Source organism: Lentibacillus halophilus (assembly GCF_039522485.1).
GTDB classification, from domain to species: Bacteria; Bacillota; Bacilli; order Bacillales; family Amphibacillaceae; genus Lentibacillus; species Lentibacillus halophilus.
On sequence record NZ_BAAADM010000016.1, the window covers coordinates 13,293 to 32,899 of the forward strand.

General features: G+C 39.3%; 19 protein-coding genes. 11 read left to right on the forward strand and 8 right to left on the reverse strand.

Annotated elements, in window-relative coordinates; translation table 11 throughout:
- The first annotated feature begins 86 nt into the window (after positions 1 to 86).
- The 5 genes from ABDZ72_RS03820 to ABDZ72_RS03840 are packed head-to-tail and all read left to right on the forward strand — an operon-like array spanning position 87 to position 4,675.
- On the forward strand, positions 87 to 641 hold the full coding sequence (locus tag ABDZ72_RS03820; protein ID WP_343751276.1) for an RNA polymerase sigma factor: 555 nt from the start codon (positions 87 to 89) through the stop codon (positions 639 to 641).
- Positions 631 to 1,389 (forward strand): hypothetical protein, encoded by a 759-nt coding sequence (locus tag ABDZ72_RS03825; protein ID WP_343751277.1) that lies wholly within the window; start codon positions 631 to 633, stop codon positions 1,387 to 1,389. The genes ABDZ72_RS03820 and ABDZ72_RS03825 overlap by 11 nt, the downstream gene beginning before the upstream one ends.
- A complete protein-coding gene (locus tag ABDZ72_RS03830; protein WP_343751278.1) occupies positions 1,390 to 2,274 on the forward strand; it encodes an ABC transporter ATP-binding protein in 885 nt (294 codons plus the stop codon).
- Complete coding sequence (locus tag ABDZ72_RS03835) at positions 2,271 to 3,527, forward strand: hypothetical protein (protein WP_343751279.1); 1,257 nt, start codon at positions 2,271 to 2,273, stop codon at positions 3,525 to 3,527. The genes ABDZ72_RS03830 and ABDZ72_RS03835 overlap by 4 nt, the downstream gene beginning before the upstream one ends.
- A gap of 11 nt (positions 3,528 to 3,538) precedes the next feature.
- On the forward strand, positions 3,539 to 4,675 hold the full coding sequence (locus tag ABDZ72_RS03840) for a hypothetical protein (RefSeq protein WP_343751280.1): 1,137 nt from the start codon (positions 3,539 to 3,541) through the stop codon (positions 4,673 to 4,675).
- A 20-nt stretch (positions 4,676 to 4,695) separates the two neighbouring features.
- Here the strand turns inward: ABDZ72_RS03840 and ABDZ72_RS03845 are convergent, their stop codons facing one another.
- The 8 genes from ABDZ72_RS03845 to ABDZ72_RS03880 all read right to left on the reverse strand — a co-directional run bounded on the left by ABDZ72_RS03845 (position 4,696) and on the right by ABDZ72_RS03880 (position 13,080).
- Positions 4,696 to 5,346 carry a GGDEF domain-containing protein gene (locus tag ABDZ72_RS03845; RefSeq protein ID WP_343751281.1) on the reverse strand — a complete coding sequence of 217 codons (651 nt, stop codon included), beginning with the start codon at positions 5,344 to 5,346 and terminating at the stop codon, positions 4,696 to 4,698.
- 177 nt (positions 5,347 to 5,523) lie between these two features.
- Positions 5,524 to 6,192, reverse strand: a complete 669-nt coding sequence (locus ABDZ72_RS03850) for a 3-oxoacid CoA-transferase subunit B (RefSeq protein WP_343751282.1) — start codon at positions 6,190 to 6,192, stop codon at positions 5,524 to 5,526.
- A gap of 2 nt (positions 6,193 to 6,194) precedes the next feature.
- Positions 6,195 to 6,890: a CoA transferase subunit A gene (locus tag ABDZ72_RS03855; protein ID WP_343751284.1), complete on the reverse strand. Its 696-nt coding sequence runs from the start codon at positions 6,888 to 6,890 to the stop codon at positions 6,195 to 6,197.
- 29 nt (positions 6,891 to 6,919) lie between these two features.
- Positions 6,920 to 8,110 carry an acetyl-CoA C-acetyltransferase gene (locus ABDZ72_RS03860; RefSeq protein ID WP_343751285.1) on the reverse strand — a complete coding sequence of 397 codons (1,191 nt, stop codon included), beginning with the start codon at positions 8,108 to 8,110 and terminating at the stop codon, positions 6,920 to 6,922.
- 295 nt (positions 8,111 to 8,405) lie between these two features.
- Positions 8,406 to 9,110, reverse strand: coding sequence for a MurR/RpiR family transcriptional regulator (locus ABDZ72_RS03865; RefSeq protein ID WP_343751286.1), 705 nt, complete (start codon positions 9,108 to 9,110; stop codon positions 8,406 to 8,408).
- Between the two features lie 227 nt (positions 9,111 to 9,337).
- Positions 9,338 to 10,771: an FGGY-family carbohydrate kinase gene (locus tag ABDZ72_RS03870; protein ID WP_343751287.1), complete on the reverse strand. Its 1,434-nt coding sequence runs from the start codon at positions 10,769 to 10,771 to the stop codon at positions 9,338 to 9,340.
- Positions 10,772 to 10,783: 12 nt separating this feature from the next.
- Entirely contained in the window at positions 10,784 to 12,259 is a 1,476-nt protein-coding gene (locus tag ABDZ72_RS03875; protein ID WP_343751288.1) for an FAD-binding oxidoreductase, read from the reverse strand.
- A 26-nt stretch (positions 12,260 to 12,285) separates the two neighbouring features.
- Entirely contained in the window at positions 12,286 to 13,080 is a 795-nt protein-coding gene (locus ABDZ72_RS03880) for an SDR family oxidoreductase (RefSeq protein ID WP_343751289.1), read from the reverse strand.
- Positions 13,081 to 13,481: 401 nt separating this feature from the next.
- Between ABDZ72_RS03880 and ABDZ72_RS03885 the strand changes: the two genes are divergently transcribed.
- The 6 genes from ABDZ72_RS03885 to betB all read left to right on the forward strand — a co-directional run bounded on the left by ABDZ72_RS03885 (position 13,482) and on the right by betB (position 19,521).
- Positions 13,482 to 14,141, forward strand: coding sequence for an ABC transporter permease (locus tag ABDZ72_RS03885; protein WP_343751290.1), 660 nt, complete (start codon positions 13,482 to 13,484; stop codon positions 14,139 to 14,141).
- 25 nt (positions 14,142 to 14,166) lie between these two features.
- Positions 14,167 to 15,165 (forward strand): ABC transporter ATP-binding protein, encoded by a 999-nt coding sequence (locus ABDZ72_RS03890; RefSeq protein ID WP_343751292.1) that lies wholly within the window; start codon positions 14,167 to 14,169, stop codon positions 15,163 to 15,165.
- Entirely contained in the window at positions 15,162 to 15,905 is a 744-nt protein-coding gene (locus ABDZ72_RS03895; RefSeq protein ID WP_343751294.1) for an ABC transporter permease, read from the forward strand. The genes ABDZ72_RS03890 and ABDZ72_RS03895 overlap by 4 nt, the downstream gene beginning before the upstream one ends.
- Positions 15,906 to 16,031: 126 nt before the next feature.
- Positions 16,032 to 16,952: an ABC transporter substrate-binding protein gene (locus ABDZ72_RS03900; RefSeq protein ID WP_343751296.1), complete on the forward strand. Its 921-nt coding sequence runs from the start codon at positions 16,032 to 16,034 to the stop codon at positions 16,950 to 16,952.
- Between the two features lie 54 nt (positions 16,953 to 17,006).
- Complete coding sequence (locus ABDZ72_RS03905; RefSeq protein ID WP_343751298.1) at positions 17,007 to 17,933, forward strand: NAD(P)-dependent oxidoreductase; 927 nt, start codon at positions 17,007 to 17,009, stop codon at positions 17,931 to 17,933.
- A 124-nt stretch (positions 17,934 to 18,057) separates the two neighbouring features.
- Positions 18,058 to 19,521, forward strand: coding sequence for a betaine-aldehyde dehydrogenase (betB, locus tag ABDZ72_RS03910; protein ID WP_343751300.1), 1,464 nt, complete (start codon positions 18,058 to 18,060; stop codon positions 19,519 to 19,521).
- Positions 19,522 to 19,607 lie beyond the last annotated feature (86 nt).

The window sequence follows — 19,607 nt, forward strand, 5'->3', positions numbered from 1 at the left end:
AAAATAAGAAAACTAATCATCGTTCCATTACGACTATAATAGTAGAAAAACAGGATGGAGCGAGTGAATGGATGTGAACGACAGGAATGGCACAAGAAACAAAGTGGATAAAGGCAATAAAGAAAAAAGCAGATGAGCAAGCTGCAAATAAACTTATTCAGACATATTACAATGAAATATTTGGGTTTGTGTATAAACAAACGTTAGACCAGGAGCTCACCAAAGACATTACGCAAGAAATTTTCATCAGTATGCTAAGAACGATTCAAGGCTTTGATGGCAGGGCATCATTTCGCACGTGGTTGTATAAAATTGCTAATTCAAGGCTGATTGATCATTATCGATCAAAATACTATAAACAAAACAAAAACACGGAATCCATTGACGAAAAAGCTGTTCCCGGAACGGCTGAATTCACGCTGGATGTAGAAACAAAGGATGACGTTGAAAGAGTTCTAGAAGTGCTCTCGCAGTTCGACCGGGAACTCCAACAGATTGTACGATTGAAAGCATATGCAGAGTACACATTTCCTGAGATAGCGGTCAGTCTGGCTCTTCCTGAATCAACGGTCAAGACGAAATGTTATGCAACAATACGTAAACTGAAAAAGTTATTAAAGGAGAATGAGGATGAAGCATAATGCGCGAGATATACCATTTTTGAACGAAAGCTCAAAGCAACGAGAAATTTCAACGATTATCACGAATGGCTTAGATCCTAAAGCATCGTTTTGGTCCTATCTTGCTAATATGTATAAACAGGTTGGGTTTAGATTCATGTTTAAAGACTTTGCGGAAATACTTTTCACATTACTTATATCAATTGTGATTGTTTTGGCATTCATATTAAGCAGTATGGATTACATGGATACGCAAAATGTCAACTTATATACCATTATATTCATTTGGTCTCCGGTCACGTATCTGCTGATGGCGTATTTGTTCTTTCTGAATCAGAAAAAAAAGACAACGTATGAAGTGGAAATGACGTGTAAGTATAACCTTCACCAGTTAGCAGCCTTTCGTATGCTCGCCTTTAGTGTGGTTAGTATGATAATAAATGGTCTGTTTATATATGCACTAAATTTTCAACACGATTTAAATTTTCTTTATGCGTTCTTGTTATCAAGTTCATCGCTATTTTTGTTCGCGTTGATTTTTCTGTATGTGCAGCTGCATACAAAAACTCGGGCTTCTAAAATCATTCTATTAACGATTTGGTTGTCGAGTAATTTGCTGGCTTCCTATTATAACACAAACCTATATATGAACGTCTTACAACAAATTCCGTTTTATGTGTATGGTGTTATGGCTATTGTTTCGATCATTCTTTATGTCAAAAATTTAAAGGAAATGTTACTTGTCAAAAAAATGAAGGGATTGATTTAAGTGTTGGTTTTGAATGATGTAACCAAAAAGTTTGGAAATTTTACGGCTCTGGAGAATATAAACCTGGAATTCAATCATGGTGTCTATGGTTTATTAGCACCCAATGGGGCTGGGAAAACCACGTTAATTAAAATGCTTGTCACACTTTTATTTCCGACGAAGGGTGAGATTTTATACAACGGAGCCGAGATTACGTCACTTGACGAAGAATATAGAGATATACTCGGCTACCTTCCTCAAGAGTTCGGCTACTATAAAAACTATACACCGGAAAAATACCTGATGTATTTAGCGGCATTAAAAGGGCTGAACAAGAAAGAGGCCGATAAAAGAATTCAAGAACTATTAAGGACGGTTGGTTTGGAAGAAGTGACACGAAAAAAAATGAAAAAGTTTTCCGGTGGAATGATTCAGCGTGTCGGAATTGCGCAGGCGATGTTAAACGATCCGAAAATACTGATTCTCGATGAACCAACGGCAGGATTAGACCCGAAAGAACGGGCACGTTTCCGTAAATTATTAACACACTTGTCACACGACCGGATTATTATTCTTTCCACCCATATTGTTTCGGATGTTGAGTCGATTGCCAACGAAATCGTCATGATGAAGAACAATACGATTTTATATAACGATACGGTGTCCAATATTAACAATACGTTAGCTGGATCTATATTTGAGACAGAGGTGCCTTTTTCAGATGTTGAGCGATTCCGTGACAACTACCAGATTATATCGGAGAGACAAGACCAGGAACACATGACGATTCGTTTTATTACAAATGATCAGGCAGATGAAAAATGGACAAGCGTGACACCGACCTTAGAGGATGTATTCCTGTATGTTTATGAAGATGATCAGACGCTGGCGGGTCGTGTGTCATGATACGGAAACAAGAGTTATTAAAGCTGACAAAAACACCAACTATTCCGTTGCTTATCATATTTTTTGCAGCACTAAATGTTGTTATTGTGATGAGCAATACCCACCTGAAGAAGGACTTATCTGTACTGACCAATCTCGTTGAAACGTATGGTTATGAGATAAATGAAGATATGATGAAACAATTTGGTAACGATTATCAAGAAAAAGTTAAATGGGTTAACAAAATCGCTCCGGGTGATGATAAGACTTATAAACACCCCTCCGAATTACTGTCGGATGATACGGTTCGTCGTGAGAATACGCTAAGCGATAGTGAAAAACAAAAACTACTTAAATATGGTGTTATTGAGCAGTATCACCGAACGGCTCAAAATATTGATGATTTTTATAAAAACATAGATCTGGACAGCAGTGCGGAGTCAATAATAAAAATGCACGGATTTACTGGCAGTGCTGCTGATGAGGTTCGGGATCAATATCAAACATTAGACGGACGCCTGGATGAGCTCATTGATAATGGGGAGCATAAAAATCTATTTTTTAAAGGAAGTTTATATGAGATGCATTCTTTTCTTTTTAGATATATTGGAATGGCATTAATATTTGAACTCATGATTTTGGTCGTACTTATAACCGCCGCTGTAACAAATTACGAGTTTGAACATCGAACGGCTCTTGTCACCTATACAGCCAGAAGAGGCCGGAAGCTAATTATAGATAAACTGATAGCGGCAACGATAGCAAATGGTGTTGTCATGTTCGCATTAATAGGTGTGACACTTAGCGCTTTTTTTCTTACCTATGATTACTCAGGTCTCTGGAATGTGCCCATAAGCAGTTACTTTAACGCGGAAATGCCACTGCCATATATATCATGGTGGAACTTATCCTTTATAGAATACGTGGCTATTTTTGTTCTCTTAATGATGGTTAGCCAGCTTCTATTCATGGGCATCTCTTTTATGTTATCTGTGTTTTTGAAGAACACGTATTTGGTATTTTTTGCTTTTGTGATTTTGCTGGGATTAGGGATATTACTTCCCAGTTTTGCACCGATGAGCAGTCAGTTGGTTTTTTGGTTATATTACAACCCGTTTGCATTTATTCTAAATCCGCACTTGTGGTTGATGGGAAATGGCCCGTTCACGATCTACGCTAATTATGAAATAGTAACAATAAGTGTATGGGTATTTTTATTAGGGCTTGGCGTTAGTTATAGCATTTATCGATTTCACCGACAACAACTGCAGTAAGGGGAGAGACTATGAGAATCATTTGGTATGAAATAAGAAAACTACTAGATTGGAAAATAATTAGCTTAGTATTACTGATTAGTGTACTATTTTTTGAGCTTTTTTTGAGTTTTGATTTTGATCATTTTCCTAATGGTCGGCCAAAAGGGGATACGTTTAAGGTTACGAAACAAATGATCGATCAATATGGCACGGAAATGAATGAGAAAGAGTTTCAGGACTTTAAAGAAACTTATCAAAAAGAGGTGGACAAGGCCGGCGATTATTTGCAGTCCAGGGATGACTTTGTGGAGGCAGGCGTAACGACTTATGAACAATTCAAAAGTATGGCTGACGGGAAAGAAAAGTTGAATGAATTACACAATGATATCATGTTCGATAAAGGCATTGATGTCTTTTGGGAATTACAATCCAGAGAAAGTATTATGGAATCTTATGAGAGAAAAAAAGAGGATTTTTTCAAAGACACGGCTCATATTCATAATTCGGCATGGAAGCAGGACATTGTGAAGGGATCATCGCTGAATGCTATACTGCCCCATTTCGTCTATGAAAATTATAACAACTTAATCACGATGTTTGCCATCCTTATTATTCTTACTGTGATGATTGTTGTCGGAAGGGTTTTTATTACCGATCAGCAAAATTATGCGCTTCACTTGCAGTATACTACCCATATTGGTCGCAAGCTGTTTAAGAAAAAAGTTATCGCATCGATGTTAACGGCTTTCGTGATTACCAGCGTATATATCGGTGTGTTTTTGCTTCTATACGCCGGCAATGACCCACAAGCCTTTTTGCAATCAAGTCTGCGCTCCTTTGATGCTCATACCATTCATTGGCTGGATATGTCGTTTTTGCAGTATATTTATTTGACAATCATGGCTGTATACTTGCTAGCATTCGTCGCAGCGGCCATAGCGATGTTTTTATCAAGAGCTGTCAATCAATATATCTCACTAATTGGTGCACAGGTCCCGATCGCAGTCGTTTTAATTTTACTGATATCCGAGTACCTGGTTTCAAATCTGTTTGGCATTGCTTATCCCATGTATATGACAATCGGAACTTACGCAGGCTTGTTAGTTCTTGGAGTGGCCATTTTAATAACAAGATGGCGAAAAGAACGGAAAATGGATATTAAATAAGTGCCAGGCACGTACACAATTCAGAATTGTGTATGTGCCTGGCACTTCGTCTTTACTTCATACATGTTAGCGTCCGCTTTGGAGATCAAACTCTCAAATTCATCGGCTCCTGAGGAAGAGATAGCCTTTCCTATTGAAACAGACAGGCTTTGATATTCCCAATCCTGGTTTTTCAATGCGTTTTCAAAATGAGCGATCTTTTGATTTAAGTCATTTTGATCAGCAAATGAAGAAATGATCAGGAACTCATCACCTCCCCATCTTGAAACAATATCTTTGGAGGTAAAGCTATTTGCCAAAAGTTTAGATATACTTTTTAAAATCAGATCTCCAGTTTCATGCCCAAAGCTGTCATTAATTTGCTTAAAATTATTAATATCCAAAAGAATGATTGCTAACGTATTGTTTCTTTTTTTAGTCTTTAAAATGGTCTTATGTATTTTTTCAAATACGTAACGCCGGTTAAATAAGCCCGTTAAAGAATCTCTGTTTGCTCTATACACTGATTTATCGTATTCTTTTCCAAGATACCATCCAATGATGATCGGAATGATCGCAGGCAACGGAATTGGATGGGGTGCTGCACCAAAATGCGATTTTACTACTGTTCTTATAGTAAAAAGTATGATTGCTACAAATGCTATACCCGTAATTCTTCCTTTATACCCCATTTCATCCCCCATTTAACCAATCTGTTTGATTCTCTCACCCAAAACCCCTGAATTTCCACCATCGGTCTATTATATTGAACAACACTAGTGAAAATTGTATAAAATTTTTTCCAATAAATCAAAAAAAAGTGCCAGGCACGCACACAATTCTGAATTGTGTTCGTGCCTGGCACTTAATTAAAAAGCATTCAATTCTACATTTTCCTCCATGATCAAATCCGGTTCTGTCGTCGCTTGAATATCCTCTAATGTATAGCCTTGGGCCACTTGGATCAGCTTGAGTCCTTCGGGAGTAATATCAATCACAGCGCGATCTGTTATGATTCGGTTAACGACACCTGCGCCTGTCAACGGTAATTTACACGCTTTCAAAATCTTGGGCTCCTCATTTTTGTTTACATGGTCCATTATGACAATGACACGTTTTGCGCCATGAACGATATCCATCGCGCCACCCATGCCTTTGACAACTTTACCTGGAATCATCCAGTTTGCCAAATCCCCGTTTTCAGAGATCTCCATTCCGCCAAGGATCGCAACATCAATATGTTGCCCACGAATCATTGCAAAGGATTCCGCATTGTCAAAATAGGAAGCACCTTTTACTGTTGTCACGGTTTCCTTGCCGGCATTGATTAAATCAGGATCCACTTCTTCCTCTGTGGGAAAAGGCCCCGTGCCAAGCAACCCATTCTCTGATTGAAGGACAACCGTTTTGTTCTCCGGTATAAAATTCGCCACCAACGTTGGCATACCAATGCCAAGATTGACATATGAGTCGTCGGAGATCTCTTTTTCGGCCCTTTTGGCGATTTTCTCTCTTTGCATCGCTTTGTCTGATGTCATCATTAGGCCTCCTTTCTTGTCGTTAATTTCTCGATCCGTTTTTCTTGTTTGCCTTGAATCAGGCGCTGAACATAAATGCCTGGCGTGTGAATCTGATCGGGATCTAGATCTCCGGACTCAAAGATGCCCTCCACCTCAGCAATCGTGACACGTCCTGCCGCTGCCATGATTGGGTTAAAGTTACGTGCCGTTTTGTTATAAATTAAATTCCCCATCTTGTCGCCTTTGGCAGCACGTACAAGGCTAAAGTCAGCCGTCATACTTTTTTCAAGTAAATAGTCCTTGCCATCAAACGTACGGACCTCGCGTTCTTCAGCAATGGGCGTACCCACACCGGCTGGCGTATAAAAGGCGGGGATACCTGCACCACCGGCACGGATGCGTTCTGCAAGGGTGCCCTGGGGAATGAGTTCCGCTTCCAGTTCTCCCGACAACACTTGCCGTTCAAATTCTTTATTTTCTCCCACATAAGAACCGACCATTTTTTTAATTTGCATGTTTTCAAGCAGCAACCCCAGTCCCCAATCATCAATACCACAATTATTAGAGACAATCGTTAAGTCTTTAACGTTGGCACGTTTTAAAGCAAGAATCAAATTCTCCGGAATGCCAACTAGTCCGAATCCGCCGACAAAAATCGTTGCTCCATCGCCAATATCTTGGATGGCTTCATCAAAAGATGATATAACAGGTTTCAACTCATCACATCCTTACCAAATAATAATGACTATTGTTGACGTTCAATAATGGTCGCAACACCTTGTCCGCCACCAACGCAAAGTGTCGCTAAACCATACTGCTCGTTTCGCTTTTCCATTTCATGTAACAGCGTAACAAGAATACGAGCCCCGCTTGCGCCAACCGGATGTCCCAGTGCAATGGCACCACCGTTAACATTTAAAATGTCATCATCGAACATTAAATCTTGTTGTACTGCCAGAGACTGGGCTGCAAAAGCTTCGTTAGCTTCAATCAAACCGATATCCTCTACCGTTAGCCCGGCTTTTTTAAGCGCTTTTTGGGTCGCTGGAATGGGACCCAGACCCATCACACTTGGATCAACACCAGCAACGACATTACTGCGAATGGTTGCCAATGGTTGGATATCCAGCTCATTCGCTTTTTCACGACTCATTAAGACAAGGGCGGCCGCCCCATCGTTAATCCCTGATGCATTACCGGCGGTTACTTTTCCATCTTTTTTAAAAGCCGGCCGTAGCTTTGCCAATCCCTCTTTAGACGTGTCTGGCCGTATCCCTTCATCTTGTTCAATAACTTTCGGCTCGCCTTTGCGTTGGGGGACGGAAACCGGAACAATTTCGTCCTTAAAACGACCTTGTTCTGCAGCTGCAGCCGCTCTTTTCTGGCTTCTTTCCGCAAAATCATCGAGAGATTCTCTTGTCAATTGATAACGTTCATTAATATTTTCGGCTGTTACGCCCATGTGATAATCATTGAACACATCCCACAGGCCATCGTGAACCATACTATCAATAACGGTTTTATCTCCCATGCGGTAACCGCTACGAGCTCCTTTTAATAAATAAGGAGCTTGGCTCATATTTTCCATACCACCGGCAATAACGACGTCATTTTCTCCAAGCATGATTGACTGGGCGGCAATCTGGACTGCCTTAAGACCGGAACCACAAACTTGATTGATCGTCATGGATGGTACAGTTACCGGTAGGTCAGCTTTCATGGATGCCTGGCGTGCTGGATTTTGTCCTAAGCCTGCCTGCAAGACATTTCCTAAGATGACTTCATCCACCTCATGAGGATCTAAATTTTTTTGGATCAGTGCTTCGCGAGTCACAATAGCTCCCAGCTCGGGTGCGGAAATATTCGACAGGCTGCCCATCATTGTTCCGGTTGGTGTTCGAATGGCACTTGCGATGACTGTTTCATGCAAAGACACGATTCATACCTCCTTATTAAAAATGTGTTAGCGTATGTGTGTCAGATCAATTGGTTTTGGTTCATGTTTTGCTGAAAGAGTGTTTGAGAAAGGCATACGCAAAGACTTATACAACATTAATGGAACAATATTATTACTAAACCGCTTACTTCTTTACTATCTTCAAACTGACGTGATACTATGCAAAAAATCAGTGCCTGGCACATACACATTTCAGAATTGTGTATGTGCCAGGCACTTGGTTTTAGAAAAACACGTGGTAAAGTAACCCCACCTCGGGGTATAGTATATATTCTTACTGTCTTAGTTTTGCTATTACTTCTTCTATAAAAATAAAAAATACAGTTCTTGTTTTCTCAAATGAACGTAAGTCATCACTTTGTTTAAATTTGGATAAATGAAATATATAATCAGCTAGGAAATGACGTTTATTATCGTACTCTTCCAAGATCAACATTGAATCTGCGCCAGTAGCTTTGGTTCTTTGAAATAAAGTATCAAAAGAAACAAATTTACCGGTTACGGAAAAAACCAGCAGGAGAGTTCCTTCATTTGCCAAGCGTTCTGCATAGTCCTCGTGTTGTGTAACCGTGATATTTTTATCAGTTACCGTGGCAAGCTTATAACCAAAATATTCAGCACTGATAAAGGAAGGTCCCAATCCATAAATAATTATTTTGTTATACCGCTTGATAATCGATAAAAAACCGTCTACTACTTCCGGATCGAAATTTTTTAGGAATTCCATTAAACGCTCCAGCTCAGTCGATGTTTTTTTCTCTTGAACATCAACTTTCTGCCCGCTAAAATAAAGTTTATACTGCTTAAACGTTTGGAACCCCAGTTTTCGCACAAACTTCGAGACTTTAGATGGGGACGTGTTACACATATTAGCAGCTTCAGTTATTCTCAATTTAGCACTTGAGGCACTGGCCTTTGATAATTTCATATGCATTTCTTGTTCCAACTTTGTTAGATGATCCGTATTTAGTTTTAACATTAGCTCCCGCCACCTTTCTTATCATTTCCCACATCTTAACCAATTTTAATTAAAGGACAATAACGAATGTCTTTAAACTAACATTTCTTTTGTATAACTATAATTTTTCACAAAAAATAACCAATACTTTTTGTATAGCATTTGCCAAAAAGTATTGGTCATCCCCATCGTCTGGAATAAATGCGTTACCAGTGGGGATATCGGTATCTTCTATAATCATTTTCATATTAACCAAAAACAGGGTGAGTTAGTTTTAGAACCTCGTCTGTATACTGACGAATACGTTTTACGACTGTATCATTTATTTCATTATAAAAGACATTGTTTTCTGAATTGGGGTAAAATGTATAATCTGTTTTTACAGTGTTACTGATTGCTTCCGGATAACTCTGATAAACATTTAAATATTTATATACACTGATAGCTGCTCCCAAGGAAGCGCTACTGCTTGCTGAACGCCTATGCACAGGCAACCCGAACAGGTCCGATAAAATTTGCATCATCAAATCGCTTTTAGAGCCACCACCTATAGCAACGACTTCATTTATATCTGTATTCATCTCTTTCAGCATTAAATCAATATTGTTTTTTATGTTAAATGCAATTGCTTCCAAAATGGATCGATAGATATGATATCTTGAATGTCTTTGATCGAAACCAATCATTAAACCTTTTCGGTATGGTTTATCAGATTCAGGAAGCCAATCCAGTATAGTGATTAATCCTTCACTACCCGCCGGTATTTGCTCGGCTTTAGCGTTCAAGGATGCTTCTTTCGATAAACCTACATCAAGCCCTTCTGATACCGACTCTTCTCCAATCAGTTTTTTAAACCAGCTAACTGTCCACATTCCTCGTCTGATCCCATTTGATTCATATACATATTTAAACGGTACCGCTGCCAATGTCGGAAAAAAATTTTTAGCGTTTTCGTAATAATTATCTCTAAGCAGCATGGCCGAAATAAAAGTTCCGAGCGAAATCATAATGGTATTATCTTTTTTTATTCCAGAACCAAGCACTTCAACAGCTTTGTCATTGGACGTAGCAATAATGGGTGTTTGCTTATCTAACCCGAAATCTTGTGCTAGTTGATTACGAATAACACCGAGCTTTTCCCCTGGTTTTACCAGATGAAATAGCATGTCTCTTGTTAAGCCATGGTCGGCTATTATCTGATCATCATCCGACCAATCCAATGATTCTAAATCCAGTGGCCAGTTCACTTCATAATTTCCCGCTGTATCAATCATCTGACCAGTTAATTTAAATGCTAAATAACCAGATGTGGTAGTTACATATTTTACACGATCATCTTCATGCTTATAAGGTTCGGATAGTCTATCATCCGCCCAGTTTATTGCTGGGTAAGCGAGCGATCCATCTTTATTTAACAAAATCCGACAGCTTCGAATTGTACATAAACCAATACCTTCAATTAATTTGGGATCTTCTTGAAAATTTTCCAAACATCTTTTTATACTATTATATACACTGTCCCATAGATCGTCATCCGGATGGAGGACAACACCGGGTTCAGGAGACACAGTTTCCTTCAAAGGGCAGGAACCATAGGCAATTTCATTTCCTTTTAAATCAAATATGACGACTTTTGTACTTTGGGTTCCATTATCGATACCCATTACATATCGTTTGCTCATCTATACACCTTCTTAGTCCCCAATGTATCTTTTAATTTCAGCTTCTTGGGGGAAAATTGTTCCGTGGTTCATGATGCCGTTTGGATCATAAGCTTCTTTTAATTTCTGCAGCATATAATAGGCTGACCCGTGCTCCTCCTTAGTCCATTCAGAACGGTATTTTCCTATTCCATGGTGGTGACACATGGATCCGCCCATTTTCAGTGTTTCTTCAATAATAATTGCATGGATAGGATGATGATATGTAATCAGTTCATCTTCCGGTGCGCAATTAATCGTATAGTTGTATACAAAATACATATTGGTTCCGTTAAGATAACTGTGAGATGAATGTCCTCCGAGCATCGTTAAATCATCGGCTTTGTTAAATTCATTTTTGATTCGTTCTATAACATTATTGTAAATGGTGATGATGTTCTCCCAATTAGCAGAGATTTCCGTTGTAAATCCATCATGTTTATCATTAACCATCATGTCATTGATTTCTTCGTCAATTTGGCTTTGTTCCCAGTTTAAATTATAGAACCAAGATTCTATTAGAGAAGGATCAACTTTTTCCACACCGGTTTCGCTAAACTTGTCCACGGCCCGATGAATCGCTTCATTGGTGGCTTTGACAATTCCCGCTGGTCCTTCCGCCATAAAAATCAGCACACATTTACCTTTATAAAAGTGACTGAAATGTTTTCTGGCATCTTCTTCGGAATATAATCTGGCAACAGATGGATTAAACCCATTGACTATGACTTCCCGAAGCATTTTAATGCCTGATTCCATATTTTCCAATAAGTAGCCGTGAAAGGTGTTGTTTTCCGGGTAAAATTTAAATATTTTCAGAGTTACCTCTGTAATATAGCAAAGGGATCCCTCGTTACCAATGGCAATGTGGCGAATATCGGGACCGCCTGCTCGTCTTGGAACATTCTTGATTTTAGAAATATCTCCTTCTGGAAATACACACTCAAGGCCAACCACCATATCTTCTATTCCGCCATATAGTGTAGAAAACTGACCAATGCTTCTTGTGGCAACTAAGCCTCCTACTTGTGCTACCGGTTTGGATTGTGGGGAGTGTCCTGTTGTATACCCCAAGTTGCGAAGTTCATCTTCCAGCGTTTGTAATTTCACACCAGATTGTACGGTAACTTCCATATTGTAAGTATCAATGTTTATAATATTTTTCATTCTGGAACTATCAACAACAATCGTTTTCTGCTTCCAGTTTTCCAATCCACCTTCCGTTGCTGTCTTTCCGCTTCTTGGAATGACATTGATTTCATTGTCATTACAGAAAATCAGGATGGATCTTACCTCTTCCGTTGTAGTAGGATAAACAATGGCTAAAGGACTTGGAACATCCAAAACAGATTTTGTTTTTGCATATTTTTTATATCGGTCAGCGGATGCATCATATAATTCCTTTTTATCTGTTGTTATTTGTTTTTCTGAAATGATTGATTTCAGTCCTTCTATGGTCTGTTCAAACAAGATTCGCGCACCTCTTTCTTTAATTTTTATCGTACCAAGTAACCGCCATCTACATTGACTATTGTCCCGTTCACATAATTGGAAGCATCCGATGCTAAAAATACAAGTGTCCCCATTAGATCAAGGATATTGCCCCATCGGTTGGCAGGAATGTGATCCAACACTTTTTGGTTGGTTTCAGGGTTTTCTCTAGTTTGTCTTGTAACATTTGTTGCAAAATAGCCGGGCGCAATTCCATTCACTTGAATATTATATTGCCCAAGCTCATCACAATAAGTTTTTGTAAAACCCGCAAGTCCGTGTTTTGTCACAGCATATGCCGGAGACCACTGTCCGCCGAGGAAAGAAAATAGCGAGCATACATTAATGATTTTTCCGCTTTTTTGTGGAATCATATATTTAATAATTTCACTACCCATTTCAAAAGCAGCTGTTAAATTAACCGAAATCATCTTATCCCATTGAGTGCGGGTGAATTTCGTAACATCTGGTTCATTGATGCCGATACCAGCATTATTAATTAAAATATCAACTTTACCAAATGTATCAACACAATTATCAATGAGTTGTTTACATACGCCATCTTTTGTAATGTCGGCTAGTTCTAAATGATAGCTCACTCCTTCCGCTTCAATAAGATGCTTCGTTTCATTGTCGTCTTCTTCCATGCTTACCGCAAAAATGTCTGCACCTGCTTTGGCTAAAGCAAGTGCAAACCCCTGTCCCAGACCAGAGTTTCCACCCGTAACCATAGCTACCTTTCCTTTTAGGCTAAAGAAATCCATGGTAAAGTCTGTGATTTTAGTCATGCTAGATTCCATAGTCTCACACCCATCTAAAACGTTTAAAAATTAGTCTAATATACTTCGACAAATTAAACAAGGATTTTAAGGAAAATTTCTCTTTAATAAATTAAATACCTTAGTAAAAGGAAAATTTTCTTCATAAAAAGCAAATTTTTTTGTTATATATTGTCGACCGTTGAAACACTGCAATGATGCGGGTTAGAAAAGTCTGTACACTATAAATTAAACAATTTGTTTGTACTGTTTATAAAAATACTTCTTGACTGTCAAGTTTGTATGCTATTAGACTTAATTCATCTTCAGCGATTTTCCTGTTTGTATCAGTGTCTCTAACTTTTGATAATTTTCAGGGTATGATCTTGGAAAGAAAGACACTTACAAATGAAACGCTTATGATAGGGAGGTGTATATCGATTATGATTCAAAAAATTATGGATTTTGCTGTCGATTACAAGGAAACATTGCTGTCTTTAACAGTAGAACATATAGAACTCGTTGGTTTGGCAATTATTATTGCCATTGCAATTGGAATTCCACTCGCTATTTACTTAACGACCAATGATTCTCTTGCAGAGATGGTTTTACAATTGGCCTCTATTATGATAACGATTCCGAGTTTTGCTTTATTCGGAATTATGATCCCTGTCCTATCCATTATTAACCAGGGAATCGGCTTTGTTCCCGGTGTGGTCGCCTTAGTTCTTTATTCACAACTCCCGATTATCCGCAACACATATGTGGCTATTAAAAATGTGGATCCAGACCTTCGTGATGCAGCCAACGGCATTGGTATGACGACTTGGCAGCGTTTGCGAAAAATAGAAATCCCCAATGCTATGCCTTTGATTATGGGAGGGATTCGAACGGCTGTTGTATTAAATATCGGTATTGGAACGATTGCATCATTTATTGGATCTGGCGGACTCGGCGTCATGATTAACCAAGGTATTGGTCGCCATAGTGAACCTTTGATCATCGGGGGGTCTGTTGCGGTTGCTATTTTGGCGATTGTCGCGGATGCTTTGCTTGGTCTTTTACAATTGTGGCTAACACCTAAAGGGGCTAAATCATCATAAAGGAGTGTATTTGAGGTGAGAATATATGATTGAATTTGAAAATGTTACGAAAGCATACAATAGCAGTCGTACAAAAGCCGTCAATAATGTTAGTTTCCATGTACCCGAAGGAAATACCGTTGTCTTATTGGGGCCTTCAGGGTGCGGTAAAACGACGCTCCTCCGCATGGTTAATTGTCTGGTTCCCATTACGGAAGGAACTATTAGAGTTAATGGAAAAGACATTACATCGATGGATCCGATTGAATTGCGCCGCAGTATCGGTTATGTGATTCAGAGTAATGGTCTTTTTCCTAATATGACGATCAAAGAAAACATCGTCATTGTTCCTGACTTGTTAGGTTGGAGCAAAAAGAAAAAACATGACCGTTACCTTGAGATGATGGAGTTAATTGGTCTGGATGCTAAACACTACCAGAAGCGATATCCTTCTGAACTATCCGGAGGACAGCAACAGCGTATCGGTATTGCTCGAGCATTAGCCGCTGATCCACCCGTAATGTTGATGGATGAACCATTTGGCGCTTTGGACCCGATCAATCGTACGCATTTGCAAGAGGAACTTTTGTCTATCCTTAGAAAGGTTAAGAAGACCATTTTATTTGTCAGCCACGACATTGATGAAGCGATTAAAATGGGAGATAAAGTGGCAATTTTCAAGGAAGGAGAATTGATGCAATATGACCATCCTTCGGATATCCTCACTCATCCCAACAGTGAGTTCATTGCCCGGTTCCTTGGAAATGATCGAGCGCTAAAAAGTTTGAGTCTTTATTCAGTCAGAGATTTGATTGAATCCTTTGATTTAAAGCCAGTTGATGTAAATGCAGAAGGCAGTCGACAAATTTCCTTAAATAATAATTTAAGAGACACCATTTCTACGCTTTTAAATCAGGAGGCTAGCCAGCTTGTCGTAATAGATGAGTTCAATAAACCTTTAGGCGCTATCACCTCAGATCGAATTGAAGCCTATTTACATGAAATAATCAGGGGATCAGCGTCTCTGCAAGGGGTGGAACAATGAATATAAGCCGGTGGGTCACCACAATTATTCGATTTCTATTCATAGCCCTGGTTATTGTGTTTTTTGTGTGGGCCTTTCGAAATGGATACTTTGGTAAAATTTTTAATCAACCTGACAAATTTTTATTATTGCTAAAGCAACATTTAAAGATTGTTGGACTATCCTCGTTTATAGCGATAGTGATGGCATTGTTAGTTGGTATTTTGGTTACTAGAAAGACGTTCCGTCGAATTCAATGGCCGTTTATGTTTTTAGCAAATTTAGGACAAACATTACCAAGCCTTGCTGTGTTGGCCCTTGCTATGGGTTATTTAGGCCTTGGATTTAAGCCTGCCGTATTTGCTTTGTTTATCTATTCAGTCTTGCCAATTCTCCGCAATACGGTTGCCGGCATTGATTCCATTAGTAATGATTTGATTGATTCGGCAAAAGGAATGGGAATGAAACCCCATCAAATCTTGTTTCGAATTGAGTTGCCCAATGCCGCTTATTCCATTATGGCCGGCATCCGAACCTCGGTTGTCATTAATATCGGCACTGCTGCTCTTGCTTTTCTAATCGGGGCAGGGGGACTTGGAAACTGGATTAATACTGGCATCAGTTTAGTTGATAATTCCTATCTATTGTCAGGAGCTGTGCCGCTCACTTTGCTCGCACTCGCTGTGGATTTTCTATTTCGCTTGGCTGAAAGAATTGTGGTTCCCAAATCTTTGCGGAAATCAATTACCGATGCCAGTTAGGAAAACATCGTAAATCATAGCCTAATAGACAACCAGAAAAATTCAAGACATTGGTGACAAAATGGGAAAACTGCATGAATTAAACGATATTAGTCAAAACATTGTATCAAGGAGGATATAACTATAATGAAAAAACTTTTAATATTAATTTTATCATGTACCTTTATAACTGGAATGCTTGCGGCTTGTGGAAGTTCCTCAGCCAGCGGAGACGATGACAAGGAAGTAACGATTGGTTCAAAAAATTATACTGAACAATTTCTTTTATCTAAAATTACAGCTCTGTATTTAGAGGACAACGGATTCAAGGTCAAGGAAAAAAGCAATCTCGGAAGTTCTGCGCTTCGGAAGGCTTTACTCAACAAACAAGTAGACTTCACGTGGGATTATACAGGCACTGGCCTCGTGAACTATTTGAAAAAAGAGCCGATTTCCGATCCCCAGAAGTCCTTTGAAACGGTCAAAAAGATCGATAAAAAGAAAAACGACATTAATTGGATCAACATGTCAGGTGTGAATAATACGTATGCAATCGCCATGCAACAAAAGAAAGCAGATGAATTAGGAATTGAGTCACTTAGTGATTTGGCTGAGTATATCAACAAAAACCCCAATAAGATTCAGTTGGCTACCGATACGGAGACTGCCAACCGTTCTGATGGCATTAAAGGATTAGAAAAAAGCTACGAGTTCGAATTTGGCTCGGAAAATATGAAACTAATGAAGGACGGCTTGCAGTACGGTGCGATTGAAAAAGGGGAAGTTAATGCAGTTAAGGTTAACACTACCGATCCTCAAATTAAAGATCAAAATTTGGTCGTCTTGAAAGATGACAAAAGCTTCTTTCCATCTTATCGCGCGGCGGTATCCATTCATCAAGATGTATTGGATAAGTACCCAAAATTAAAGGATCTCACCGCGGACCTTGCCAACAAACTGGATGCCGAAATTATAGTTAAACTGAGCTACCAAGTGGATATCAAAGGAAAACAAGTGAAAAACGTGGCCAAAAAGTGGTTAAAAGACAATGACATGCTAGGGGATTAAAGTGACAAAACCATAATGTTCCATTTTTAACTAATAAGATGCGGAGGATTTAAAATGAAAATAGGATTTATTGGATTAGGAAGTGCGGGATTGGGAATGGTATGTAACCTTGCTCGTGAGGGTTATCAAGTCACGGTAAATGATCTTGATCGTTCAAAGGCAGAGCCAGCATTAGAGCTTGGAGCAACATGGGGGGAGACACCAGCTGAAACAGCTGCTGGTGTAGATGTTCTGATTACTAGCCTTCCATCTTCAGCAGCAGTCAATGAGGTGTTGACAGGTGACAAAGGTGCATTCTTAACACTCTCCCCTGGTACAATCTGGATGGAGATGGGAACGAACATTGAGTCTGAAATTATACGTCTTGCAGAAATTGCATCCAGCCAAGGTGTTGAAACGATAGAAGCCCCTGTTACAGGTGGTATACATCTTATTGATTCAGGAGATGTGACCATTCTATGTGGAGGCAAAGCAAATATCCTGGAGCATGTAAGACCGTTATTAGACGTTATGGGTGGAGAGGTATTGCACATAGATAGGGATCTAGGTAAAGCCACAACTATTAAGGTTATTACTAATATGCTTGCATTCATTAACTTAGCTGGTGTTAGAGAAGCGCTAATGCTTGCAAAAAAGTCAGAAATTGATCTTAAAACAGCCTATGAAGCAATTCGCTTGAGCTCTGGGAACAGTTTTGTGCATGAAACCGAGGGTCAAGTTATCCTTAATGGGAGCTATAACATATTATTCTCAATGGAACTTGTGCGTAAGGATATCGGTTTTGCATTAGAAATTGCTGAGCAAAATGGTGTTCCAGTTCGTCTTGCTGAGCTTGTTGCTGATATTTATGAAGAAGGTATAGAAAAGTATGGTGGACAGGCTGAATCACCACAAATTGCAAAACTCCTTGAAGACGAAGTAGGGGAAGAACTTCGTGCTGAAGGTTTCCCTGAAAAGTTAACTAAGGGAATTAATGTATAGTAGGGGATAGATATATTGCTGATTAAGGATGGAAAAAATACTAGCTTAACACAGAGATGTTTCTAGTATATTGATACGTAATTGAAGAAATTCCAAAATACTTGGAGGGATACCATTGGGAAAGATGTATATTAATGGAGAATGGGTTAAATCGAAGACTGGTGAAACACGAAAAGTTATTAACCCTTATAATCAAGAGGTGATTGATACAGTTGCTGAAGGAAATCGCGAGGATACGATATATGCCATTCAAGCAGCCAGAAAAGCATTTAATAATGAAGATTGGAGACAATTGACTGGAGAAGAGCGAGGAGATCTGCTCTATCAAATCGCTCAGTCGATAAGGAAGGAAAGAGACGAGTTGGCACGTCTCGAAACGTTAAATACAGGGAAGGTGCTTACGGAAAGCATCGGCGATATTGACGGTGTTGCTAATGTGTTTCAGTATTATGCAGGTTTAGCTGATAAAGATGGAGGAAGTGTCATTAATTCTCCTAACCCAAACTCAGTAAGTCGAGTTGTGAGAGAACCAGTTGGTGTCTGTGGTTTGATCAGCCCATGGAATTTTCCTTTACTGCAATTATCATATAAAGTCGCTCCTGCTATTGCCGCTGGTAATACAATGGTAATCAAACCAAGTGAGCTTACACCATTAACCACAATAAAGTTAATAGAGATTATGGAAGAAGTAGGTTTTCCTTCTGGTGTTATAAATTTGGTTTTGGGACAAGGCTCAACAGTTGGACAAGAAATAGCAGAAAGTTTAGATGTAGACTTAGTCTCTTTTACAGGGGGGACAGAAACAGGCAGAACAATTATGCAGGCAGCAACCAGTAATTTTAAGAAGACATCCCTTGAGTTGGGAGGGAACAGCCCGAATATAATTTTTGCTGACGCTCAATTTGAAACTGCCGTGGATTATGCATTAAATGCTATCTTCTTTACAACAGGTCAAGCTTGCAACGCAGGAACAAGACTATTAGTTGAAAAATCGATTCATAATGAGTTTGTGAATGAACTTGTCAAAAGAGCTAAGAATATTCGAATGGGTGACGGGTTAGATCCAGAAACGGAAATGGGACCTCTCGTCTCTGCTGCTCATCTGAATAATGTAGATAATTACATTCAGATTGCGATTGAAGAAGGTGCAGAGTTGGCTGTTGGTGGAAAAAGACCAGAAGGTGAAACGTTACAAAAGGGCTTTTTTATTGAACCGACTATATTTAATCATTGCCATTCAAAAATGAGTATTGTCCAAGAGGAAACGTTTGGCCCTATCCTGACTATTGAAACATTTGATACAGAAGAAGAAGCTATACAATTGGGGAACGATACTAGATATGGATTAGCTGCAGCCGTGTGGACAGAGGATACCAATCGAGCTGAACGTGTCGTTGGACAATTGCTTGCTGGAACTGTTTGGGTAAACGATTTTCATATCAATTTTCCTCAAGCTCCTTGGGGAGGATATAAACAGTCTGGTATAGGTCGAGAAATGGGTAAAGAGGGTCTTGAGGAATATACTGAGTTAAAGCATGTGTACAAAAATACTGCTCCACAACCCATGGGATGGTTCGGTAATCAATAGTAATACGTGCCAGGCAGAGCGACCGGGCTTAGGTCGTAACATATAGTGGGTGGGATGCCCGCCGAGTAAGAGTTAGCCACTCGCTC